At 63.6% G+C, this 21,789-nt stretch carries 21 protein-coding genes and 1 riboswitch; of the genes, 10 read left to right on the forward strand and 11 right to left on the reverse strand.

Annotated features, from left to right (window positions below):
* Positions 1-476: 476 nt before the first annotated feature.
* The 5 genes from JFN90_RS11390 to JFN90_RS11410 all read right to left on the reverse strand — a co-directional run bounded on the left by JFN90_RS11390 (position 477) and on the right by JFN90_RS11410 (position 6,228).
* Complete coding sequence (locus JFN90_RS11390; RefSeq protein ID WP_199395233.1) at positions 477-1,718, reverse strand: molybdopterin molybdotransferase MoeA; 1,242 nt, start codon at positions 1,716-1,718, stop codon at positions 477-479.
* Positions 1,719-1,839: 121 nt separating this feature from the next.
* Positions 1,840-2,691 (reverse strand): HesA/MoeB/ThiF family protein, encoded by an 852-nt coding sequence (locus JFN90_RS11395; protein ID WP_199395234.1) that lies wholly within the window; start codon positions 2,689-2,691, stop codon positions 1,840-1,842.
* A 1-nt stretch (position 2,692) separates the two neighbouring features.
* Complete coding sequence (locus JFN90_RS11400) at positions 2,693-2,917, reverse strand: MoaD/ThiS family protein (protein ID WP_199395235.1); 225 nt, start codon at positions 2,915-2,917, stop codon at positions 2,693-2,695.
* Positions 2,918-2,988: 71 nt separating this feature from the next.
* On the reverse strand, positions 2,989-4,719 hold the full coding sequence (locus JFN90_RS11405; protein WP_199395236.1) for an aldehyde ferredoxin oxidoreductase family protein: 1,731 nt from the start codon (positions 4,717-4,719) through the stop codon (positions 2,989-2,991).
* Between the two features lie 39 nt (positions 4,720-4,758).
* Positions 4,759-4,879: riboswitch (molybdenum cofactor riboswitch) on the reverse strand.
* A gap of 185 nt (positions 4,880-5,064) precedes the next feature.
* On the reverse strand, positions 5,065-6,228 hold the full coding sequence (locus JFN90_RS11410; RefSeq protein WP_199395237.1) for an iron-containing alcohol dehydrogenase: 1,164 nt from the start codon (positions 6,226-6,228) through the stop codon (positions 5,065-5,067).
* Positions 6,229-6,717: 489 nt separating this feature from the next.
* Here JFN90_RS11410 and moaA point away from each other — a divergent pair, with 489 nt between their 5' ends.
* The 8 genes from moaA (at position 6,718) to JFN90_RS11445 (ending at position 14,493) form a co-directional block, all read left to right on the forward strand.
* Positions 6,718-7,698: a GTP 3',8-cyclase MoaA gene (gene moaA / locus JFN90_RS11415; RefSeq protein WP_199395238.1), complete on the forward strand. Its 981-nt coding sequence runs from the start codon at positions 6,718-6,720 to the stop codon at positions 7,696-7,698.
* Positions 7,699-7,767: 69 nt separating this feature from the next.
* Positions 7,768-8,199, forward strand: a complete 432-nt coding sequence (locus JFN90_RS11420; RefSeq protein ID WP_199395239.1) for an MOSC domain-containing protein — start codon at positions 7,768-7,770, stop codon at positions 8,197-8,199.
* Between the two features lie 40 nt (positions 8,200-8,239).
* Entirely contained in the window at positions 8,240-8,413 is a 174-nt protein-coding gene (locus JFN90_RS11425; protein WP_199395240.1) for a hypothetical protein, read from the forward strand.
* A 113-nt stretch (positions 8,414-8,526) separates the two neighbouring features.
* Complete coding sequence (locus JFN90_RS11430; RefSeq protein ID WP_199395241.1) at positions 8,527-9,339, forward strand: electron transfer flavoprotein subunit beta/FixA family protein; 813 nt, start codon at positions 8,527-8,529, stop codon at positions 9,337-9,339.
* A 75-nt stretch (positions 9,340-9,414) separates the two neighbouring features.
* Entirely contained in the window at positions 9,415-10,764 is a 1,350-nt protein-coding gene (locus JFN90_RS11435) for an electron transfer flavoprotein subunit alpha (RefSeq protein WP_199395242.1), read from the forward strand.
* A 219-nt stretch (positions 10,765-10,983) separates the two neighbouring features.
* The gene (locus tag JFN90_RS11440) at positions 10,984-12,951 is read left to right on the forward strand and encodes a heterodisulfide reductase-related iron-sulfur binding cluster (RefSeq protein WP_199395243.1); all 1,968 of its coding nucleotides are present in this window, start codon (positions 10,984-10,986) and stop codon (positions 12,949-12,951) included.
* A 58-nt stretch (positions 12,952-13,009) separates the two neighbouring features.
* Positions 13,010-13,138: a hypothetical protein gene (locus JFN90_RS22405; protein ID WP_268898652.1), complete on the forward strand. Its 129-nt coding sequence runs from the start codon at positions 13,010-13,012 to the stop codon at positions 13,136-13,138.
* 14 nt (positions 13,139-13,152) lie between these two features.
* Complete coding sequence (locus JFN90_RS11445) at positions 13,153-14,493, forward strand: radical SAM/SPASM family putative metalloenzyme maturase (protein WP_199395244.1); 1,341 nt, start codon at positions 13,153-13,155, stop codon at positions 14,491-14,493.
* Positions 14,494-14,583: 90 nt separating this feature from the next.
* Here the strand turns inward: JFN90_RS11445 and JFN90_RS11450 are convergent, their stop codons facing one another.
* Genes JFN90_RS11450 through JFN90_RS11460 form a run of 3 tightly spaced genes read right to left on the reverse strand, consistent with a single transcriptional unit; the run spans position 14,584 to position 17,236 of the window.
* Positions 14,584-14,994, reverse strand: a complete 411-nt coding sequence (locus tag JFN90_RS11450) for a hypothetical protein (RefSeq protein WP_199395245.1) — start codon at positions 14,992-14,994, stop codon at positions 14,584-14,586.
* Between the two features lie 5 nt (positions 14,995-14,999).
* Positions 15,000-16,172 (reverse strand): vWA domain-containing protein, encoded by a 1,173-nt coding sequence (locus JFN90_RS11455; RefSeq protein ID WP_199395246.1) that lies wholly within the window; start codon positions 16,170-16,172, stop codon positions 15,000-15,002.
* A gap of 2 nt (positions 16,173-16,174) precedes the next feature.
* On the reverse strand, positions 16,175-17,236 hold the full coding sequence (locus tag JFN90_RS11460) for a hypothetical protein (RefSeq protein ID WP_199395247.1): 1,062 nt from the start codon (positions 17,234-17,236) through the stop codon (positions 16,175-16,177).
* A gap of 387 nt (positions 17,237-17,623) precedes the next feature.
* Between JFN90_RS11460 and JFN90_RS11465 the strand changes: the two genes are divergently transcribed.
* Together JFN90_RS11465 and JFN90_RS11470 are read left to right on the forward strand one after the other, a co-directional pair.
* Positions 17,624-17,968, forward strand: a complete 345-nt coding sequence (locus JFN90_RS11465; protein WP_199395248.1) for a YtxH domain-containing protein — start codon at positions 17,624-17,626, stop codon at positions 17,966-17,968.
* 38 nt (positions 17,969-18,006) lie between these two features.
* Complete coding sequence (locus JFN90_RS11470; protein ID WP_199395249.1) at positions 18,007-18,198, forward strand: ferredoxin; 192 nt, start codon at positions 18,007-18,009, stop codon at positions 18,196-18,198.
* A gap of 2 nt (positions 18,199-18,200) precedes the next feature.
* Here the strand turns inward: JFN90_RS11470 and JFN90_RS22230 are convergent, their stop codons facing one another.
* The 3 genes from JFN90_RS22230 to JFN90_RS11485 are packed head-to-tail and all read right to left on the reverse strand — an operon-like array spanning position 18,201 to position 21,583.
* Positions 18,201-18,632: a hypothetical protein gene (locus JFN90_RS22230; protein WP_236018956.1), complete on the reverse strand. Its 432-nt coding sequence runs from the start codon at positions 18,630-18,632 to the stop codon at positions 18,201-18,203.
* A gap of 51 nt (positions 18,633-18,683) precedes the next feature.
* On the reverse strand, positions 18,684-19,871 hold the full coding sequence (locus JFN90_RS11480) for a cytochrome b/b6 domain-containing protein (protein WP_199395250.1): 1,188 nt from the start codon (positions 19,869-19,871) through the stop codon (positions 18,684-18,686).
* Positions 19,868-21,583 carry a nickel-dependent hydrogenase large subunit gene (locus tag JFN90_RS11485; protein ID WP_199395251.1) on the reverse strand — a complete coding sequence of 572 codons (1,716 nt, stop codon included), beginning with the start codon at positions 21,581-21,583 and terminating at the stop codon, positions 19,868-19,870. The genes JFN90_RS11480 and JFN90_RS11485 overlap by 4 nt, the downstream gene beginning before the upstream one ends.
* Positions 21,584-21,789 lie beyond the last annotated feature (206 nt).

Below are 21,789 nucleotides of genomic sequence, written 5' to 3' on the forward strand. Positions count from 1 at the left end.
CGTTCAACGTTCAACGTTCTACGTTCTACGTTGCAAGCTCGCTTCCACCCTCTCCCCCCGGGAGAGGGATGGGGTGAGGGCGTTGCCACGAAGAAAGGTCGCTGCAGGTGCCACTGAGGGGGGGCGAATGATTATTCGCCCCTACAGGTGGGACATCTGTTCCCGGCAAAATAACGATACAAAAGGAAAGGGCGCCTGCTTTTAGCGGCGCCCTTTCTTATCCTTCCTGCTCGTTTTCTGCGGCCTTCTTCTTTTTACCCCGGTCCCCGGAGCATGCGGGAGACATTCAAGTCTCGATCCCCATGCGGGGCAGGATGAAGCGCTGCAGCACCACCCAGCCTGCCACGATACCACCCAAAATCAGCATTTCTTGCATGTTGCACCTCCCGAATATTAGCATTTGCTTTATCGCATATTCGGGAAAGAAAATATAGCAAATAAATTATTATTATGACGCGTTCAGCTTTGCTTCAGCATTAGGAACAGCACCTTATGCCGACCTCCCCCTCGCTCAGCAGGTCAACTTCCCTCATCAATGCCAGGTCGACTTCGCTCCCGGCGGGGATGAAGGTGGCATCGCAGGGTAGGGCGGCCAGGGCGTCGCACCTGGTCATGGTGCTCAGGATGGCGGTGTGCTGTTCGCCGGCGCAGTAGGCGACGTGCCGGCCGTGGCGCTTCTTCACGGTGACCCTGATGAAGTGCAGCTTGCCCGGCTTCTTGTGCGCGTCCTCGGCCAGTATCCCTTTTACGAAGGGGGGAAGCACCCGGTGGTGCCCCATCATCTTCAGGAGGGCGGGCTTCACCAACAGCTCGAAGGTCACCATGGTGGAAACCGGGTTGCCGGGGAGCGAGAAGATCGGTTTTCCCTGCCATACCGAGAAGGCGGTGGGGCCGCCCGGCTTCATCCCGATCTTCCAGAACAGTTCTTCCGCGCCGAGGCTCGCGGCGACCTCCCTGACCAGGTCGCGGTCTCCGGCGGAGACGCCTGCCGAGGTGATCAGGGCGTCGCAGCAAAGTCCCTCCTGCATCTTGTCCCGGTGGCTCTGCAGGTTGTCCCGCGCTATCCCGAGCAGGACCGGTTCCGCTCCGGCCTCGCGCACGGCGGCGGCAAGCGACAGGGCGTTGGAGTTGATCACCTTGCCCGCTCTCGGACTTTCGCCCAGCTCGATGAGTTCGTCTCCGGTAGAAAGGATCGCCACGCGCGCCTTGCGGTATACCGGCACCAGCGCCTGTCCCATGGCCGCCAGCATGCCGATCTCGGCGGGCCGGATCTGGCTGCCGGCAGGGAGGACCTGGGTGCCGCAGGCCACGTCGCTACCTCTGACCCGGACGTGCTGTTTGGGGAGCGCCCGCTGCTGGATGACGACCTGGTCCCCTTCCTGCTCGGTCTCTTCGATGGGCACCACGGCGTTGCAGCCGGGGGGGATGGGGGCGCCGGTCATGATCCGGACCGCGCAGCCGACGCTTACCGCGGGGCATTGCTCCTCACCGGCAGGCAGGAAGCCGGTGATGTTGAGACGGGTGGGACTCGAGGTGCAATCGGCGGCGTGCACGGCATAGCCGTCCATGGCCGAATTGTCGTACTGCGGCAGGTCCCAGGGGGCCATGATGTCCGTGCTAACCACGCGCCCCAGGGCGTCGGACAGCAGGACGTTCTCTTCACCCAACGGGGCGACGTGGGCCAGGATGATGCCTCGCGCTTCTTCAAAGCTTGGCATGATGCACCTCGGTGCTCTATGCGGCGTCGTCGACGGCGTCGCTCTTTTTTTTAGCGGCAGCATTGCCGCTTTGATTCTCCCTCACCCCAGCCCTCTCCCGAGGGCGAGGGGGGCAGAGCGATTAGGCCGCGTCCACCAGGGTTACCACGACCGGCGCGTAGGAGATCTCCTGCATCTCCATTTCCAGCAGGTCGATGGAGAGCTTGCGGTTCCTGAGCGGCTCCCCCGTGCCCAGCAGTATCTTGCAGACTTCGGCGACTTCGAGGCTTGCCACCACGGCCGGGGTGAAGGAGGGATTGCCGAGCTGCTGCTCGATCCCCTTGCCCGCTACATAATGGCGATAGATCTGCTGCACCGTGGTCTCGCCGGGGAACTGGGAGGCGACGTGGCCGTACCAGCCGCCGATGGCGCCGTGGACCATGGGGATTCCGGCGGTGTTGCAGACCTCCGCCAACTCCAGCCGGTAAGGGATGCTATCCAGCGCGTCCACCGCCACGTGCGCTCCGGCCAAAAGCTCCAAGCCGTTGGCAAGGCAGAAGGCGTCCTGGATGGCGGTGACCGTGACGGCGGGATTGATCTGCGCCAGCCGTTCGGCCGCCGCCTCAACCTTGGGCTGACCCAGGGAGGCCGGGGTGGAGAGGATCTGCCGGTTCAGGTTGTGTTCTTCGAAGATGTCCGGGTCGATGGCGACGATCTGCCCGACCCCGAGCCGTGCCAGTTCTTCCAGGACGTATCCCCCCAGGCCGCCGCAGCCGATTACCGCCACGCGGCTTTTGAACAGGCGCAGTTGCTGTTCGATCTGGATCATGTTCCGGTTGCGCTGGTACCGCGCCGGGAACAGCCCGTTTTGCAGGGCGAGCAGCTCGACCGCGGCGTGGCTCAGCTTGAAGCGCTTCGCGGTGGCGTCCTGGGCGCTCCAGGGGAGCAGGCCGTCCTTGGTCTGTTCTTTCAGAAAAGTGATGACCTTGCGCATATCAGCCTCCTCCGACCAGGGGAAAGAGCGAAAGAATATCGCCGTGGCTCAACGTGCTGTCCAGTTCACCGTGCCGTCCGTTCAGCATCACGATGCCGATTTCTTCCTCGGTGAGTCCCAGGGAAAGCACCACCTGGCGCACCTCGGTCCCTTCGGCGAGTTCCTGCTCGGCGATCTTGAACCTGCCGTTTCTGAATGTGGCGAAAAGCTTGAGTGTTATCTTCATGCGGCACCTGCGTGTTTGGCTCAAACGGAAAAACCCGGCGTGACTTCCGTCACGCCGGGCAAAGGTGGTTCCTAGAAGTTCCAGAACTCGTCGATTTCCTCGTCGGTGAAGTCCCACACCGCGTTGTGCGGCGCGACCGGTTCGGTCTTGAAGAAGTCCGGCAGGCGGTCGTGGACGTTAGTGAGGCCGGCCTTCTGGTTGAAGTCGCGCTCCAGTTTCAGGATGTACTTGCCCAGGTTGGTGACGTCGTCGCCGGTGAGGGCGATGCCGAAGCGGGCGTTGATCATGTCGATCAGGGCCGGCAGGCACTCCGGGATGTCCAGCGCCGGGAAGGCGACGAAGATGCACATACCGGTGGAGTCAACCGCGGCGGTTGCGATCTGCAGGTTGCGGGAAAGCTCGACCTGGCCCTCTTTCTTGAGCGGATCCACGTAGCCGCCGACGTTCAGGATGTTGGTGGCGATGGTGTAGCCGGAGGTGTGGTCGGCGCCCATGGTGGAGGTGGCGTAGGTGATGCCGATGCCCTTGACGGAACGCGGGTCGTAAGCCGGGATGCCCTGGTTCTTGACGACCGGTACGCGGGTCACGCCGTAGGTGCGGCCGACGGAGCCTGCGCCGCCGCCCAGGATGCGGCCGAGGGCGGTACCCTTGCCGATCTCGTCGGTCAGCAGGCGGAGCATCTCCTTGGAGTCGCCCCACTTCAGGATGCCGGCTTCCATGGCCACGCCGAACATGACTGCGGTTTCGATGGAGTCGATCCCGATGTCGTCCATCAGGTTGTCGGCGCGTGCGATGTCGTCCAGGTTGTCGATGCAGCAGTCAGCGCCCAGGCCCCAGATGGTCTCGTACTCGAAGCCGGATGTGACGTATTTGCCATCCTTGTCGTGATAGACCTGCGAGCACTGGATGATGCAGCCGGCATGGCAGCCGTGTTTGGGCTTGCCGCCGCGCTCCACGATGGTGTCGTGCATGGTCTCGCCGGAGATCTTGTCATGGGCTTCGAACTGGCCGGTGGTGAAGTTCCTGGTCGGCAGGCCGCCCGCCTCGTTGAGGATGTTGACCAGGACGTTGGTGCCGTAGGTCGGGAGACCTTCGCCGGAAACCGGGTGGTCGAGAAGCGCCTTGGAGAACGCCCTTGCTGCGGTCTTGAATTTCTCCGGATCCGCGATGGTCACGGGTTTCGCGCCTTCGCCGTCGATGGAGATGAATTTGATCTGCTTGGAACCCATGACCGCGCCCAGGCCGCCGCGGCCGTGGCTGCGGATCTTGCTGTCCGGGTCCTTGACGGAGATGTTGGCCGCGGTCATCTTCAGTTCGCCGGCCGGGCCGATGGTGAGGACGCCGGTCTTTTTGCCCAGGCGGGCCTCGACCGCGTCGATCACGGCGAAGTTACCAAGGCCAAGCAGTTCCTTCTCTTCGTTGATGGTGACGCCGTTCAGGCCCACGGCCAGGTTGTACCAGGCGCCGGTTTTCGGTGCGCCCTCGATGATGATGGCCTTGATGCCGAGTTTCGCCAGCATCTGTGCCGCGGTGCCGCCTGCGTTGGACTCCTTGATGCCGCCGGTGAGCGGGCTCTTGGCGCCTGCGGAGAGGCGGCCGGAGTTGGCCGCTGCGGTGCCGGTCAGAAGGCCCGGTGCGAAGACCAGTTTGTTGTCGGCGGAAAGCGCGTGGCAGGTCGGCGGTACTTCGGCGGCCACGATGGTGGAGGTGAGGCCACGGCCACCCAGGCCTGCCCATGCTGCCGGAACTGCTTCGATCTTGGTGGTGAGGTCGGTCATGTTGACGCGAAAAATCTTATCCATGCTTTTCAAGCTCCCTGTTTTTGTTTAGTTTTACCGGCAGTACGACCGCCGGGACTCCTTTCCAAGAGGGAGGCCCCGCCGTTTCCAGCGAAACCCGTTGGCCTGGAGCCATGAGGGGAGGTCCCTTTTAGGCTGCGACGGCTCGGAGATTTTTGATGCGTGACTGACCCGACACCGCTTACGCATCTCTTGCATGTGTTCGGACCTGCGCGCCGGTTGGGGCCGCAGGCGGTGTTGCCTTTACCCGCTAGAAGCGGGAAGTGCGGGGGCGAATGATTATTCGCCCCTACAGGTGTTCGTGCCGTTGCCCCTTCCCCCGGAGGGGAGGGGCATTGGGCCTATCTACTACATTGCGTCCTTGAAGATCTGGACGACCTGCTCGAGGGTCGCTTTGCGCGGGTTGGTGAACTGGCAAGCGTCCTTCTTCGCGTTCTCTGCCATGACGGTCAGGTCCTCTTCCTTGACATTGAGGGCCTTGAGGCCGGTCGGGATGCCGATGGAAGCGGAGAGGGTGCGGATCCTGTCGATCGCTTTCTGGCCGGCTTCGGTCACGGACAGGCCGTCGACGTTCTCGCCCAGGGCTTTCGCGATGTCAGCGAAACGCTTCGGGCAGGCGATCAGGTTGTACTGGCTGACTGCCGGCAGCAGGATGGCGTTGCAGACGCCGTGCGGCAGGTTGTAGAAGCCGCCCAGCTGGTGAGCCATGGAGTGGACGTAGCCCAGGGAAGCGTTGTTGAACGCCATGCCGGCCAGGTACTCGGCGTATGCCATCTTGTCGCGTGCCTCGAGGTCTTCGCCGTTGGCGACTGCCTTGGAAAGGAACTCGGCGATCAGTTCGATGGCCTTGATGGCGCATGCGTCGGTGATCGGGGTGGCGATGGTGGAGACGTATGCCTCGACCGCGTGGGTCAGTGCGTCCATGCCGGTTGCAGCGGTCAAAGCTGCCGGCTTGCCGACCATGAGCAGCGGATCGTTGATGGCGATGTTCGGAGTGCAGCGCCAGTCGACGATGGCCATCTTCACGTGGGTGTCGGTGTTGGTGATGATGCAGAAGCGGGTCATTTCGGAAGCGGTGCCGGCGGTGGTGTTGATGGCTACGAATGCCGGCATGGATTTGGTGGACTTGTTCACGCCTTCGAAGTCGCGGATGTGGCCGCCGTTGCCGATGACCAGGCCGATGCCCTTACCACAGTCGTGGGAGGAGCCGCCGCCCAGGGAGATGATCGCGTCGCAGCCGTTTTCCTGGTACACCTTGACGCCGTCGTGCACGTTGACGTCGGTCGGGTTCGGCTCGGCGCCGTCGAAGATAACGGCTTTAACGCCGGCAGCTTCCACCTGCTCCTTGATTTTGTCAGCAACGCCCATGGCCGAGAGGCCTTTGTCGGTGACGATCAGCGCTTTGGATGCGCCCAGTGCCTTAACCTGCTCGCCGGTTTCCTTAGCGGAACCAACGCCCATCAGCGATACCGTCGGAATGTAGAAACCGTAAGTCTGCTCTCCTAATGCCATTTTCATTTCCCCCTGTTGTTTTTCCGGGCTTTGACCCGGTTCTTTTGTGTTTAAGAAATGATGCCATGCTGCATACACTTTCCTAAAACGGTTTTCTACGTTATCGCAAAGGGCGTACCAGAATTTGCCGTAAACACAATTTTTCGGGATATCGAATAATATTCACAAGATACCGTATACTTAACTGCCGCTGTGTTTACCGCCCCCGCACCCCCTTCCCAAGTTGCGTCCTCAAATCGAACAGTTGCGCCGTTCCACAATGGCACATTTGCTCTTTTGTGGAACGGCCGTTTTGATCAGGCAACCGAGCTCGCACGCCCCGCACGTTTGTTGAATTCACCATGACAAAAATTGGTTCGTTTCCCATGTATTCACCAGCTTAGTTGCTCCCTCATTAGTGGGTGAGCTCCCTTTTTGCTCCGAATCGGGACAATTGGTATCGATATTGCCTTTGTATACGGCGAGGCGTGTTTCCGAAGGGAGTAAGACATGGCACTGATCGATACCTATGGCAGGCGGATCAACTACTTAAGACTCTCGGTCACCGACCGCTGCAACATGCGCTGCTGCTACTGCATGCCGGCGCAGGGGGTGGCGAAGCTCGAGCATAAAGAGATGCTGAGCTACGAGGACCTCTATCGCGTCTCCGCCGCGTGCGTGGAGCAGGGGATAGAGAAGATCAGGGTGACCGGCGGGGAACCGCTGGTACGGAGGGGACTGGTCGATTTCCTGGGGCGTCTCTCGGCGCTGCCGGGACTTAAGGAACTGGTGCTGACCACCAACGGTTTGCTGCTCGAGGAGCTGGCCCAGCCGCTCAAGGATGCCGGGGTGGCCAGGCTCAACATCAGCCTCGACTCCCTGCAGCCGGAAACCTTCGCCAGGGTCACTCGCGGCGCGGACCTGAACCGGGTGCTGGCGGGGATCGATGCGGCACAGAAGGCGGGCTTCGGCCCGCTCAAGATCAACATGGTGGTGATGCGCGGCGTGAACGACCAGGAACTCCTGGACTTCGCGGCGCTCACTCTGGACAAGCCGTACACCGTCCGTTTCATCGAGTACATGCCGACCCTCCAGGACGAGGGCTGGGGCGCCCAGAGCATGCCGGGGAGCGAGATCCTGGCTGCCATCGGCGAGCGCTATCCCCTGCTGCCGCTGGTGAGCTCGGAGATGGCGGGGCCGGCCAGGAACTACAAGATACAGGGAGCGGCGGGCGCCATCGGGATCATCACCCCGGTTTCCGGCCACTTCTGCGAGAGCTGCAACCGGATCAGGATCACGGCGACCGGCCGGGTGCGCGGCTGCCTCTTCTCGGAACAGGGGACGGACCTGAAGCCGCTCCTGGCGTCGGAGGACCCCGAGGCCCTGCGGCAGACACTGCGCAGCATCGTGACCCAGAAGCCGGGTAGACACCACATCGCCGAGGAAGGGAACGAGCAGACGGTGGTGAACATGTCGAGGATCGGCGGGTAAAAGACAGGGGATAGGGGACTGGCTCCGCAGGTGCCAGTCCCCCTAACGCTCCCCTAACACGGAGGAAACATGAGCGCATCGGTAGTGGCGGTCAACATAAGCCGCAATAAGGGCGAGAGGAAGAAGGCGGCGCCGGAGGCACACCTGCGGGAGAACTTCGGCATCATCGGTGACGGGCACGCGGGGGACTGGCATCGCCAGGTGAGCCTCTTGGCCCAGGAGAGCATAGACAAGATGGTGCAACTCGGGCTGTCGGTGGGCGCCGGCGACTTTGCCGAAAACATCACGACCCGGGGCATCGACCTCATGCACCTCCCCGTTGGTACCCGGCTCGGCATCGGTCCGGCGGTGCTGGAGATCTCCCAGATCGGGAAGGTATGCCACACCCGCTGCGCCATCTACTACCAGGCCGGCGACTGCGTCATGCCCAAAGAAGGTGTCTTTGCCACGGTAATTAGCGGCGGGGTGGTACGCCCCGAGGACGAGATCGAGCTGCTCTGAACGCAGCATATTTTCTAGACGAACAAGAAGGGGAGAAGTCATGAAGGACAGAAGCCAGAAAAAAGTGAACATCATCTCGATCCGTATGAGCGACGACGAGCGCGACGCAATTCAGAAGCTGATGGACAAGAGGGGGAAGAAGGCTTCCTTCATCATGCGCGAGGCGTTCGCACTGTTCAGGGAGCAGTGGGAGCTCACCAGGGTTAGCCACTAAGCTACGAAAACCTTGGTGGACACGGTGGACTTAGTGGACACAAGTGGACCGTGGCTGGGGTTGGAAAAAGCTGGACTGAGAGCTGGAAAATTGCTTGTGAGAGAGGAACTTGCATGTACGTAGTGGCTTGCATTAAACAGGTGCCGGATACGACCCAGGTGCAGATTGACCCGGTCACCAATACGCTGGTGCGCGATGGCATTCCCTTCATCGTCAACCCTTACGACACCCATGCCCTCGAGGAAAGCCTGCGCATGAAGGCCCGCTACGGCTTCAAGGCGGCCGCGCTCTCGATGGGACCGCCCAATACGGAGGCGACCCTGAGAAAGGCGCTGGCCCTCGGCGTTGACGAGGCGATCCTCTGCTCGGACCGCGCCTTCGGCGGTGCGGATACGCTCTCCACCAGCAACGTGCTGGCAGCGGCGATCAGGAAACTGGCCCAGGAGGACGAGGTGGGGATCGTGTTCTGCGGCAAGCAGACCATCGACGGCGACACGGCCCAGGTCGGCCCCGGCATCGCCATCCGCCTCGGATTCTCGCAGCTTACCCTGGTGGACCGGATCGAACACCTCGACTTCCTGACCAAGAAGATCCGGGTCCGGCGCAAGCTGGAGGGGCGCTACGAGATCGTGGAGGCGAAACTGCCGGCCATGATCACCGTGGTGCGCGAGCTGAACCGCCCGCGCTACCCGACAGTCCCCATGCGGCTCAAAGCGGCCAAGGCGGAGGTTAAGGTCTGGGACAACAAGGAGCTCCAGTTGGACCCGAACAGCGTCGGCCTGAAGGGCTCGCCCACCTGGGTCAGCAGGATCTTCTCGCCGCAGCGCGCGGCGGGCGAGATCATCGGCGACGGCATGGGCGACCCGGCGGGCACCGCCAGGCTGCTGCTGGAGAAGCTGGTGGCTAGCGACATGCTGGCGGTTTAGTCGCCAAAACCTTGTGGACTTTGCGGACACCGGCGACCGGTGGACCTGATGGACGTGACTAGGAGTGGGGTAAAGATGGCTGAGCTTAAAAACAAACCGAAAAAGCCGCGCGGCAAGGTCAGGCTGGTCGAGGGGAAGTGCATCGCCTGCGGCGCGCGCTGCCAGAGCAGCTGCCCGGTCGACGGCATCCAGATGAGCGATGCGGGCGAACCGTGCATCGAACTCTCCAAGTGCATCGGCTGTCTCAAGTGCGTGAAAGCCTGCCCGGGCTCGGCTTTGGAGATCTTCTACACCCCTGAGGAACTGGAGATCCTGGCGCAGCTGGCCGGACAACAGGACTTGGCGGAAGAGGATGCGGACCCGGAAGAACTGGCGCGCCGCGAACTGGTGGCGGGTTACCGCGGGGTCTGGGTTTTCGTGGAGCAGACCGAAGGCGAGGCGGCCCGCGTTTCCTGGGAGCTGATGGGGAAGGGGAAGGAACTCGCCGCCAAGCTGGGCGTGGAACTCTGCGCGGTGGTGATGGGGGACCAGGTGGGGCACCTGTGCCGCGAGGCGTTCAGCTACGGCGCTGATAAGGCCTACCTCATGGACCAGCTGGTGCTCAAGCACTACCGCACCTACCCGTACCTGGACGCACTGTGCCACCTGATCGACAAGTTCAAGCCGGAGATCGTCCTCATGGGCGCGACCGGCATGGGGCGCGACTTGGCCGGCGCTGTTGCGACTCGCGTCAAGACCGGCCTCACCGCGGACTGCACTGGCCTGGACATCGACGCCAAGCGTAACCTGATGCAGACCCGGCCGGCTTTCGGCGGCAACATCATGGCGACCATCATGTGCGACAGGTTCCGTCCCCAGATGGCGACGGTGCGCTCCCACGTGATGCCGATGCCGGCCCAGATGCCGGGATGTACGGGCAAGATCGTCCCCGTAAGCCTCCCCATCTCCGAGGCGGACATCTTCACCAAGGTGCTCCAGGTGATCCGCGACAAGAAGGCGGGAGATGTCGACATCGCCGGCGCCGAGTTCATCGTTTCCGGCGGGCGCGGCATGATGGCCAAGGAGAACTTCGCCATTCTGCAGGAGCTGGCCGACGAGTTGGGCGGCGTGGTGGGCGCCTCGCGCAGCGCGGTCGACGCGGGGTGGATGCCGGGGGACCGCCAGGTGGGGCAGACCGGCAAGACCGTGCGACCCAAGATCTACATCGCCTGCGGCATCTCGGGTGCCATCCAGCACCTGGTGGGGATGCAGGACTCCGACCTCATCGTCGCCATCAACCGCGACAAGGAGGCCCCCATCTTCGAGGTGGCCAATTACGGCATCGTGGGGGATCTGTTCGATGTGGTCCCTGCCCTCATCGCCGCCTTGCGCGAGATGAAGACGACCAAGGGACCGGCCGAGGTCAAGGACAGCAAGGCGGCTTAGCGGAACTGTTCTACCGCCATAGCCGGCTTGCAGAAACTCTCCCTCGCCCTTCGGGAGAGGGTAGGGGTGAGGGCAGCGCTTGCTGCGGTAATGCGTCGACGTGGGGTTGAGGCAACCGCCCTCACCCTGGCCCTCTCCCAAAGGGCGAGGGGAAGTGGACGTCGCGAGACCTGAGGGTGCAACCGCCAGCGCCGACAAAACATTTACAAGGACATGAATATGCAACCTGATCCTATGATCTTTACACCCCTTCTGGCGGCCGCCGCAGTGATCTTCGCCTGGAGCTGCTATCGGCGCTTCAGCCTGGTCGGCGTGGGCGCCTCCGAGGACCGCTGCTCCAGCCTCCCGGAAAGACTGCAGGGGATGTTCCTGTTCGCCTTCCTCCAGAAGCGAGTGGTCAGCCGTCCCTTCGGCATCAACCATCTCTTCATCTTCTGGTCGTTCCTGATTCTGGCCATCGCCAATACCGAATTCCTGGTGGGGGGCGTGTTCCCGGCGGCGAGGCTCGTGCGCATCCTGCCGGCGGCACTCTACCAGCCCCTGGTCCTCGTCTTCGACATCGTGTCGCTTTGCGCCCTCACCGCGGTGGTGATCGCCCTGGTGCGTCGTGCGGTGGCGCCCCCCTACCAGGGAGCCCGCACCGGCGAAGCCTTCGGCATCCTCTCCATGATCGGCACGCTGATGCTGGCCTACTTCGGCCTGCACGCGGCGGAGATCGCCCTGGGCGCGGAGGAGGCGGCGCAGGCCATGCCGGTCTCGCTGGCGCTCTCGTCGCTGCTGGCCGGGCAGGGGCCGGAGACGCTGAATAGCGTGGCACAGGTCTCCTGGTGGCTGCACGCCGGCGTGCTCCTGTTCTTCCTGAACTATCTTCCCTACAGCAAGCACATGCATATCCTGGCGGCGATCCCCAACTGCTTCTTCAAGGGGCTGGAAACGCCCAACACGCAGCCGCGCGAGGAGTTCGTCGAGGGGAACGTGTACGGCGCCGGGAGCATCGATCGCTTCACCTGGAAGGATCTCTTCGACTCCTTCTCCTGCACCGAGTGCGGCCGCTGCGAGAAATCCTGCCCTGCCGCCAGCACCGGAAAGCCGCTCAACCCGCGCCTGGTGATGCACGACATCAAGGTGAACCTGTTGGCCAACGGCAACCTCCTGCAGCGTGGCGGGGAGCCCACCGTGCCGGTGATCGGCGACGCGGAAGGGAGCATAAAGCCCGACGCGCTCTGGTCCTGCACCAGTTGCGGCGCCTGCCTTGCCGCCTGCCCGGTCTTCATCGAGCAGATGCCCAAGATCACCAAGATGCGCCGGCACCTGGTGCAGATGGAAGCCGACTTTCCGGAAGAGCTCCTGAACCTCTTCGAGAACATGGAGCAGCGCTCCAACCCCTGGGGCATCGCGCCGGGCGAACGCGGGAAGTGGGCCGGCGGGCGCGAGGTGCAGCAGTTCGAGGCAGGGAAGACCGAATACCTCTATTTCGTCGGCTGTGCCGGCTCCTTCGACTCGCGTAGCAAGCAGGTGACCCTGGCCATGACCAAGATCATGGAGGCGGCGGGGGTCTCCTACGGCATCCTCGGCAAGGAAGAGAAGTGCTGCGGCGACAGCCTGCGCCGGCTCGGCAACGAGTTCCTCTTCGATAAGATGGCCCGGGAGAACGTGGCGCAGTTCCAGGAAAAGGGGGTCACCAAGGTGGTCACCCAGTGTCCGCACTGCTTCACGACGCTCAAGAACGATTACCGTCAATACGGCCTGGAGCTGGAGGTGATCCCGCACGCGGAGTTCATCGAGTCGCTCCTGGCGCAGGGGAAACTGAAGCTAGACCACCACGCCAAGAAAGGCGGCAACATCGTCTTCCACGATTCCTGCTACCTGGGGCGCCACAACGGCGTCTACGAGGCGCCGCGCGCGGTCATCGCGCAGGCGACCGGAACTGCGCCTTCGGAGATGGAGAGAAACCGCGAGAATTCCTTCTGCTGCGGCGCCGGCGGCGGGCGCATGTGGATGGAGGAGCACCTGGGCGAGAGGATCAACCTGAACCGGGTCAGCGAGGCGCTGGAGGGGAATCCCGGCACCATCTGCACCACCTGCCCGTACTGCATGACCATGATGGAGGACGGCCTGAAGGATCGCTCCAACGGCGGCACCAAGGTCAAGGACATCGCGGAACTGGTGGCCGAGGGACTCGCGTAACAGGAACTAGGGACTAGGGGCTGGCAACGGCAACCCCCAACTGGCTCAGCATGAACACATGGATACTAAACGGGGCCTGACCGGCTCCACCGAAACTCTCGCTTCCCGGGAGGACCGGACGGGACGTCTTAACGCGGGCGGCACCTCCCCGGTCGGTCTCCCGGGGGGCGGGGGGAGCAGCGGGTAATGAGGAACAACGGGATGCAAAGCAACGCAGCGGCGCTATCTGAATTCATGCCAGTCAACGAGCCGGCCTTTCGGGAATACCCTTCCAAGCTGTTCGTGGAAACAACCAGCCGCTGCAACCTGAACTGCGTCATGTGCATGAAGCAGAATGGGGACGGCAGCCGGGCCAAGGACGGCGACCTCGACCTCGCCACCTTCAGCGAACTGGAGCCGGCGCTCCCTAACCTGGAGGCGCTGGTGCTGAACGGCGTCGGCGAGCCGCTCTTGAATACGCGCCTGGAGCACTTCATCAGCCGGGCCAAGAAACTGATGCCGGCGGGAAGCTGGATCGGGTTCCAGAGTAACGGCCTGCTCCTCTCGCACCTGCGCGCGGTGTCGCTCCTGAACGCCGGGGTGGACCGCGTCTGCCTCTCCATGGACGGCGTCGACGCCACCACCTTCAGCTCCATCCGCTCCGGGAGCCAACTCGTGGACCTGGAGCACGCCCTGAACGCGCTCGGCGCCGCCAAGACCGCCTGTCACCGCCCCGACATGGAGATCGGCGTCGAGTTCGTGGTGATGCGCGAGAACCTCGCCCAGCTCCCCGCTGCGCTCTCCTGGGCCGCCGAATTCGGCGTCAGCTTCGCGCTGGTCTCCCACCTGCACCCGTTCGACGAACCGCACCTCAAGCAGTGCAGCTACGACCTCTGCACCGATGAGGCGATCACCCTGTACCAGACCTGGAAAAGTAAGGCCGACCTGAAGGGGATCGATATCCGCCGCTACTTCCAGATCCTGTGGAGCTACCAAAAGTCCGAGCAGGAAAGGCGGGTCATCGATTTCGTGGCGGCGATGAAGGCGGACGCGAACCAGCGCGGCATCACGCTGGACCTGAAGCGGCTGTTCGCCATGGACATGGTGCAGATCCATGAAAGCCAGGGGATTTTCGAGGAGGCGGCTCAGGTGGCGCGCCGGTCCGGGATCGACCTGAGGCTGCCGGAGATCGCCCGGCGCGAGAAGCGCGGCTGCAGTTTCGTGGAAAAGGGGAGCGCGTTCGTTTCGTGGGACGGCGGCATGCATCCCTGCTACCACCTCTGGCACAGCTGCAGTTCCTACGCCAACGGCTGGCAGCACCCGGTGCACCCCTGGGTGTTCGGCAACGTGAAGGACAGCGGCGTGCTGGACATCTGGAACAGCCCGAGGTTTCGCGGCTACCGGGAAAACGTGGTGCGCCACGACTACCCCTCCTGCGCCGAGTGCAACACCTCCCCCTGCGACCTGGTGCAGGCCGAGCGTTTCGACCAGGACTGCTACGTCAACGCCGAGCCCTGCGGCAGCTGCCTGTGGAGCTCCGGGGTCTTCAGGTGCCTGGACTAACAAAGGCAGGGGTTAGGGACCGGGGACTAGGGGCTAGTTGAAGTCCCAAGGCCTTTCCAGCCCCCAGCCCCTGGCCTCCAGCCCCTGCTTTTACAGATCCCCGGTCATCTCCTGCAGTAGGTACAGTTTCGGATTCACCTTGCGCACGCAGTCGATCACCTCGCGCAGCATCGCCTCGTCCAGGCCGCACTCCTCGTCGATCCCCTGGAAATAGGGGTATCCCTTGGGCAGCGGGGTGAGCGCGCCGTCGCGCAGGAGCATCACGTCGACGTGGTCGTTGATCCTCCCCTCGGCCTCCCAGGGGTCGCGGTAGTTGAACTGGCGCGCCACCACGTGCAGCGCCATGCCGTTGTCGAAGATCGCCTTCACCTCGAAGGAGAACTCCCTGGGGGCGCTGTAGTTCTCGCTGCGCCCGGAGCGCACCATCACCTGCGCGCCCGCTTCCCTCAATATCTCTCCCACCGATTCAGCGGTCATCGGCGCCGACGTCGTTTCTTCCATATCGTTCAAACCTCCAGTCTTAGTTCGATCCCCCAGGGGGCCGGTTTCTCCCCGTCGGCGGTCAGGACCCACAGGGTCGGCAGCTCCATGCGCTCCGGCACCGGGCCGATGCCATCAGTGAGATAGATGACCGCGGCGGGCATGGGGTGCATGGTCTTGGCGTACTCGAAGACAGGGCGCAGGTCGGTGAAGCCACCGCCGTCGTAGCGCTCCGGCACGAAGGCGGTGCCCTTGAAGGCCTCGACGTGCTGGATGCGGCTGTTGGCGTAGAGCACGGTGATGGCGGCGTCGCGGTCCCGGGCGATCTGCACCAGTTCGCGGGCGAAGGCCTCCCTGAGCTCCACGATGTCGGTGGAGTCGCTCACATCGATCCCCACCAGCAACGTCAGGCGGTGGCGCTTGCGCGACCCCGGCGTGTCGTGCTCGAAGCGGCGGTGCTCGCGCATCCAGGTGCTCTTCTTGCCGATCCGACCGGCGGTGGCGACGAACTGTCTCAGCACCTGGCGCCAGGGAATAGGGGAGGGGCGCAGCAGGGCGTCCACCACGGCCCTCACTTCGGCCGGGGCTTCGCCGTCGCTGCCGCGCAGGCTCTCACGGGTCACGGCGCGCAGCATCTCCTCGGCGAGCGGAACGGGGGTGCTGTCGGCGTCGCTCCAGATGGCGTGATCGTCCAGTGTCGAGGCGCCGGCGGGGTCCCTGCCAGAGCCCGTGGCTCCCTCGATCTCCTGCGCCTCGTCGCCGAAGCCGCTTCCCGCCAGGTTACCGACGTCGAAGGGGCGCACCAGGAGGCGGTAATACTCCTCAGCGGCGAGCCCCTCGGGGAGGTCGAACTGGGCCGGGTAGACGCCCCCTTCGGGGAGTCCGGGGGTGTCGGGGTTGATGGCGAGGTCGCAGCAGAGGTCCCAGTCGTGACTGTTCTTTCCCTTGCCGCGCAGCATGTGCAGGTGCAACAGGTGCTTCACCAAGTGCTCAAGGAGCGCCTGCTGCTCAGACGGGCTAAGGAGCGCGAAAGCGGCGGGGTCGACGGCGAGGGTCGGGGTGCCGTTGCGGATGGTGACGCCGGCAGCCTTGCCGGCGAGAGGACGCTCCTCGCGGCGCAGGTTGAGCAGGAAATGGCCGTAGAAGGGGCGCTCCTTTAAAAGCCGTACCACGGCGTTTTGCAGCGTGCCGGGCGACACGGTTACCCGGCCTGCTCGCTGATCGCCTGCATCGCGTCGAAGATGACCGCATCGTGCTTGTCCTTCACCAGGAGCAGCGCCACGGCGGGGATCTTCAGGAGCGACTTCACGAAGCCGAAGCGGAGGTCGCGCGGCAGCACCGCGATGTAGGAAACGAGGTTGTCCTCCTGCTTCCCGGTGAGTTCCGGGGAGACCTGGAGCAGGGCGGAGAGATCGTTGATGGTGGCGGCCTGCACGTCGTCGCGCTGCACCTCGGCCCGCCCGGCAATCGCCGCCCAGTCGTTCAGCACCTCGTCCGCGGTCACCGGCCTTCCCTTGCGGTCCGAGAGCCAGCGCATGAAGGCGATGGCCGCCTCCTTGCCGACGATGCCGGAGTAGACCTCCATCTCCAGTTCCGCCGGGAAGCGGCAGTTCTTCTTGAGCACGCTGACCATCTCCCAGGCGCGCTCGCTCGGCTCGACCTGCATCTCCATCGGCATCCCCTGCTTGGCGAGGAAGCCGTGGTTGCCGGCCAGGAACTGGCGCACCTCGCCGGCGAACTCCCGATTGTGGGCGTAGCGGGCCCAGCACTGGTAATCGGTTTCGACGAAGAGCATCACCATGCGGTCGACGAGGGCGCGGTCGAGCGTTGCCACCTGGTAGCTCCCGTCGGGGGGATTAATGCTGACCACCACCTTGTGGCGGCGGGACAGGGTATGGGTGTGGATGGCGCGCAGCATCCCATCGGCGGGTGGTTCCACGAACTGGAAGATCGCCTGCAGGGTATCCTCCTGCTGGGCCCGGTTCAGTTCGTCGCAGTGGACCACGGTGGGGGCGTCCTCGTCGCCGGGGAGCCAGGACGGGCGGGACCACTGCATCACGTCGCCGTTTCTAAACGGGATGCCGACCAAGTCGCCTACCTCCATCTGCCCCAGGCGCAGCGAGACGTAGCGCCGGTCCAGCTCGCGGCAGGCCTGCAGGATGCCCGCACTCTTGCCCACGCCGCGGTGACCCACCACGCAGGGGGTGAGGTCGGTCTTGGAGACGATCTCCTTCACCACGATCTTCATCTGCTCCACGTTCATGTCGCGCCCTTTCGCTGCCGTTGTTACTGTCGATTCGCCATCTTACACAAAATTAAAATCATTGGCCATGCAGAAAATCACACTTCAAATCCCCCCTGTCCCCCCTTTGGCAAAGGGGGGGACCCCTGGTTCACCTGCAAAGCTTCGTGGGAAGCAAAGGACAGTTCCTGGTGTTCCTGAGGTGGCTTCAGAGAATACTGGGGGGCTCGAGGATGTTGGTCACGAAGTGCTGCATGTGACCTCACGTCCCCCCCTTTGCGAAGGGGGGACAGGGAGGATTTTGCATTCGATGCCAGTACCAACAACCCACTCTTTCTGAAATTGGACGAAATTCATTTTATTGGTAGTATTACCGCTGTTGTTCAAAACCAGCGGACGGAGGACGGTATGGGACATAAAGAGAGCTGCGAAGGGGGGTGCATGATGAAGCTGGTGGTGGGCGGACTGATCGGAGCGGGCCTTGCGATTTTGCTGGCTCCTCAGGCCGGGAAGAAGACGCGTAAGTACCTAACGTCGTTGGCCGAGGAGATGGGAGGCAAGGCGAACGAGGCGGTGAGCGAGTTCGCCGAAATCGTATCCGATTTCGTGGACCACGCCAGCGACCGCGCCTCCGATTTCCTCAAGGAGAAAGAAGGGCTCACCAAAGAGTCCAAGAAGATGTTGCTGGCCGCGCTGGAGAAGGCCCAGGAGAAACTGGAAGAGCAAAGGAAAAGGCTTGCCGATAGCATCTAGCGTTCGTCGCTTCACAATCAAAAACTGGAGGTACTACCATGGCAAAAGAACCCTGGGTCGACCAAGACGTTTGCATCAGCTGTGGCCTTTGCACCGACAACGTGCCGGAAGTGTTCCGGTTTGCCGACAACGGCAAGGCGGAAGCCTATGACCCGGTTGGCGCTTCCGAGGACGAGATCCAACGCAACGCCGTGGATGTCTGCCCCGTGAGCTGCATTCATTGGCGCTGATACTACTGCGAACACCGCGCAAAAAAGGCCGCGCCCCTCCGGGCGCGGCCTTTTTGTTTGTCGATCGAAGACTTCCGGGAAAGGTGGAGCAGGTTGAGGATCAGTTTCGGCTCCCGCGCCCCCTGCGGATAGGTGAGTGGCATCGGGTTGAAGTTCTTCACCTGCGCCAGGTCCTTGGGGACCTTGATGGATCGCCCCCCCAGAAAATGGCGCCGGTCCATCCGGTTGAAGCGCAGCACGTCGCGCCAGTAGTAGCCGAAGAGCCCCTGCGGGGTATCGCTCCACTTCAGCTTCCGGCAACTCCACTGGATGCGCGAGTCGCTGGGGTAGGTGATGTCGCAAAGGGATTTGACCTTGGCGGTGCTCCCATCGATGGGCGTCACCAGGAACAGCGCCACGACGAGGATCACGATCTTCAGGGGCATTTTTCGCATGTCTTTCTCACTTGGAGGAGAGGCGAGCCGTCCAATTGTCCATCATCATCGTCAATTGTCCACCGCCTCGCCGTCCTCGAACCGGGTCCCCCTGCGGCACCAGCGGCCGCCGCTCACGATGGACGACAGGGCGCCCTCGCGCTCGACGGTGTCGGCGCGGACCGAAAGGTAGACGTGGATCGGGATGAAGGCGAGGAAGATCCACATGATCAATTGGTGGGCCAGGCGCAGGTACTGCACCCCGACCAACTCGTCGAAGCGGACCAGGTAATGGAAAAACCAGTTCTGCGGATCGTAGAGGGCGTACAGGGTGAAGCCGGTGACCAGTGCGAGGAGGCCGACGGCGAAGATGGCGGTGTAGGCGACCTGCTGCAGCGGGTTGTGGCCGATATAGTGCGGGGGGCGGTCGAAGCGGCAGAAGAGGTAGTTCTGCGCGACCTGGATGAGGTTCTTCAGGTCACGCACCCGCACCGGGAACAGTGCGTACCAGCGCTGGAACCGGTTCGACGCGAGGAAGAGCCCGGCGATGCGCAGGATCGCCGCGCAGAGCAGGAGCCAACCCGCCACGAAGTGGACCAGTCTCAGCCAGCTCAGGTAGTTGGAATAGCCGTCGGTTATCCCGTAGATGAAGCGGCTGCTCCCCATCAAGAGGCCGGTCACCGACAGCACCACGATCAACAGCACCGCCAGCCAGTGCAGCGCGCGCAGCTGCCAATCCCACACCGGCACGTAGTAGAAATCCCCCGGCTCCTCGCTACGCCTGCTCTTTTGCCTGGTGGCCCGCACCGGGATGTACCCCAGGAACTCCCACCGCTCGCCGCCGTCCGGGGCGATGCTCCCCTTTCCCACGCCAAGGGCGCGGAAGCCATGCGTCATCTGCATCTCGGCCTGGAGTTCCGCCCGGTAGCGGGTCGCCTCGTCAGGATGGCAGAGGTAGAGGATGGTATCCACTTCGCCGCGGGCGAACAGCGCCTCCTCCCCCGAATCGAGCCGCCGGACCCGGGCCACGCTGCGCGCCAGGCGAGGCTCCAGCGGCGTGAACCCCGTCTGCTGGTAGTGGCGGAGGTCCTCCTTCTTCGCCGCCGCGCTCAGAAGCGCCAGGTCGACCGGGTCCTTCGTCCCCAGCGGGGCACCCAGGGCGGCGGCAATCAGGAGGTCGCGCCGTTTCCTGCCGGCGAACGGAACCGGTACGCCCAGTTCTACGCGTATCTCGGATGCGGGGATCTGGTAGAGGCTCATTGCACCTTGACCTCCACCCCGCCGCCACCGGGGACCAGGAGATGAACGGCGCAGGACTCGCACGGGTCGAAGGAGTGGATGGTGCGCAGTACCTCGATGGGGCGTTTGGGGTCGGCGAGCGGGTGCTTGCCGTCACCGGCCAGGGCCTGTTCGAAGGGACCCATCTGCCCCCCGGGGTCGCGGCCGGAGCTGTTCCAGGTGCTGGGGACTACGGCCTGGTAGCGCGAGATACGTCGGTTGTCGATCTCGACCCAGTGCGACAGCGTCCCCCGGGCCGCCTCCATGAAGCCCATCCCCTGGGCCTGGTTGGGCCAGCTCTCCGGCTCCCAGAGTTCCGGGTTGAAGGTGGCCACGTCTCCCGAGCGGATGCGTTCGTTCAACTGGGTGAACCACTGGTCCATGCGCCGGGCCAGGAGCACCGACTCCAGCGCCCGGCAGTAGGTGCGCCCCAGCGTCGAGTTGAGCGCCTCGACCCCGGCCTTCAGTTTGCCGAGCCCCTCGCCGGCGAGCTGCGCCGTCTCGGCGTGCCCCTGGGCCAGGGCGAGCAGGATACGGGCGTTGGGACCGACCTGCACCGCGCGGCCGTCGTAGCGCGGCGCCTTGCACCAGGTGTACTTGGGCTGGCCGGCGAGCTCTTTGAAGGGGGGCTTGGGGCCGGTGTAATGGGGCTCGGTGCGCCCCTGCCAGGGGTGGAGCCCCTGGCGGTCGCCCTCGGGCTGGCTGTACCAGGCCGATGAGACGAACTCGGCGATTCTCTTGTGCTCGAAAGGGTGCGCGGTGCCGTAGTTCCCGTCCAGCAGCACCCCGGCCGGGATCACCCCTCCCGCCGGGGCGCCCGAGCAGGAGTAGGCGCTTTCCCCGGTGGCAATGAGGGTGGGGGAGGAAACGCCGATGGCGGCGTAGTCCGGGTAGAAGGAGGCGATGGCGAGGACGTCCGGGTAGTAGACCTCCAGCACGAAGCGCCTGGCTTGGTCGATCATCCCCGCGATCTCGTCCAGGCGCACCTGGTTGATGGCCATCTGGTTGTCGAGGTTAATGGCGCAGGCCATTCCCCCCACCAGATAGTTCGGATGCGGGTTCTTGCCGGCGAAGATGGTGTGCAGGCGGATGATCTCGCGCTGCCAGGAGAGGGCCTCCAGGTAGTGGGCGAGCGCCATCAGGTTCGCCTCGGGGGGGAGCCGGTAGGCGGGGTGCCCCCAGTAGCCGCCGGCGAAGATGCCCAAGCCCCCGGCGGCCGAATCCGTCACCCTCTTTTGCACCTCGCGGTACCAGGTGGCGGAGTTGTTGGGCCAGGGCGAGAGCGAGGCGGCCAGGCGGGAGGTGGCGGCCGGGTCGGCCTTGAGCGCGCTCATTACGTCGACCCAGTCGAGAGCGTGCAGGTGGTAGAAGTGCATCACGTGGTCCTGCAGGGTGGCCATGCCGGAGACCAGGCTGCGGATCAGTTCGGCGCAGGGGGGGATCTTGCACTTGATGGCGTCCTCGACCGCACGCACCGAGGCTATGGCGTGCACCCCGGTACAGACCCCGCAGATGCGTTGTGCGAAGGCCCAGGCGTCGCGCGGGTCGCGTCCCTGCAGCACCCTCTCGATCCCCCTGAACTGGGTGGCGCAGGCCCAGGCGTTGCCGATCCTCCCCCCGTCCGTCTCCAGCTCGATGCGCAGGTGCCCCTCGATCCGGGTGATCGGGTCGATGACGATTCGCTCCTTGGCCATCGCGACCTCCTTTTGTAAAAACTTCAACGCAAAGACGCCAAGGCGCGGAGACGCAAAGAAAAGCCCATCGGGTGAAATCGGCTGCGGCATCTCGCCACTGCTTACCTTGTGGTCCTTGCCTTGGATGAAAACCGGTATTCAACGCAAAGCCGCGAAGACGCAAAGAAAAGCTACTTGGAACGTCCAAAAAAAACGACTTCTTTGCG

The organism is Geomonas propionica, from assembly GCF_016458235.1.
In the GTDB taxonomy this organism is placed as follows: Bacteria; Desulfobacterota; Desulfuromonadia; order Geobacterales; family Geobacteraceae; genus Geomonas; species Geomonas propionica.

Bases quoted from the DNA above. Each gene is read 5' to 3' on its own strand.
- JFN90_RS11390 (WP_199395233.1), bottom strand. From the start codon at position 1,718: ATGCCAAGCTTTGAAGAAGCGCGAGGCATCATCCTGGCCCACGTCGCC.
- JFN90_RS11395 (WP_199395234.1), bottom strand. From the start codon at position 2,691: ATGCGCAAGGTCATCACTTTTCTGAAAGAACAGACCAAGGACGGCCTG.
- JFN90_RS11400 (WP_199395235.1), bottom strand. From the start codon at position 2,917: ATGAAGATAACACTCAAGCTTTTCGCCACATTCAGAAACGGCAGGTTC.
- JFN90_RS11405 (WP_199395236.1), bottom strand. From the start codon at position 4,719: ATGGATAAGATTTTTCGCGTCAACATGACCGACCTCACCACCAAGATC.
- JFN90_RS11410 (WP_199395237.1), bottom strand. From the start codon at position 6,228: ATGGCATTAGGAGAGCAGACTTACGGTTTCTACATTCCGACGGTATCG.
- moaA (WP_199395238.1), top strand. From the start codon at position 6,718: ATGGCACTGATCGATACCTATGGCAGGCGGATCAACTACTTAAGACTC.
- JFN90_RS11420 (WP_199395239.1), top strand. From the start codon at position 7,768: ATGAGCGCATCGGTAGTGGCGGTCAACATAAGCCGCAATAAGGGCGAG.
- JFN90_RS11425 (WP_199395240.1), top strand. From the start codon at position 8,240: ATGAAGGACAGAAGCCAGAAAAAAGTGAACATCATCTCGATCCGTATG.
- JFN90_RS11430 (WP_199395241.1), top strand. From the start codon at position 8,527: ATGTACGTAGTGGCTTGCATTAAACAGGTGCCGGATACGACCCAGGTG.
- JFN90_RS11435 (WP_199395242.1), top strand. From the start codon at position 9,415: ATGGCTGAGCTTAAAAACAAACCGAAAAAGCCGCGCGGCAAGGTCAGG.
- JFN90_RS11440 (WP_199395243.1), top strand. From the start codon at position 10,984: ATGCAACCTGATCCTATGATCTTTACACCCCTTCTGGCGGCCGCCGCA.
- JFN90_RS22405 (WP_268898652.1), top strand. From the start codon at position 13,010: ATGGATACTAAACGGGGCCTGACCGGCTCCACCGAAACTCTCGCTTCC.
- JFN90_RS11445 (WP_199395244.1), top strand. From the start codon at position 13,153: ATGCAAAGCAACGCAGCGGCGCTATCTGAATTCATGCCAGTCAACGAG.
- JFN90_RS11450 (WP_199395245.1), bottom strand. From the start codon at position 14,994: ATGGAAGAAACGACGTCGGCGCCGATGACCGCTGAATCGGTGGGAGAG.
- JFN90_RS11460 (WP_199395247.1), bottom strand. From the start codon at position 17,236: ATGAACGTGGAGCAGATGAAGATCGTGGTGAAGGAGATCGTCTCCAAG.
- JFN90_RS11465 (WP_199395248.1), top strand. From the start codon at position 17,624: ATGGGACATAAAGAGAGCTGCGAAGGGGGGTGCATGATGAAGCTGGTG.
- JFN90_RS11470 (WP_199395249.1), top strand. From the start codon at position 18,007: ATGGCAAAAGAACCCTGGGTCGACCAAGACGTTTGCATCAGCTGTGGC.
- JFN90_RS22230 (WP_236018956.1), bottom strand. From the start codon at position 18,632: ATGCGAAAAATGCCCCTGAAGATCGTGATCCTCGTCGTGGCGCTGTTC.
- JFN90_RS11480 (WP_199395250.1), bottom strand. From the start codon at position 19,871: ATGAGCCTCTACCAGATCCCCGCATCCGAGATACGCGTAGAACTGGGC.
- JFN90_RS11485 (WP_199395251.1), bottom strand. From the start codon at position 21,583: ATGGCCAAGGAGCGAATCGTCATCGACCCGATCACCCGGATCGAGGGG.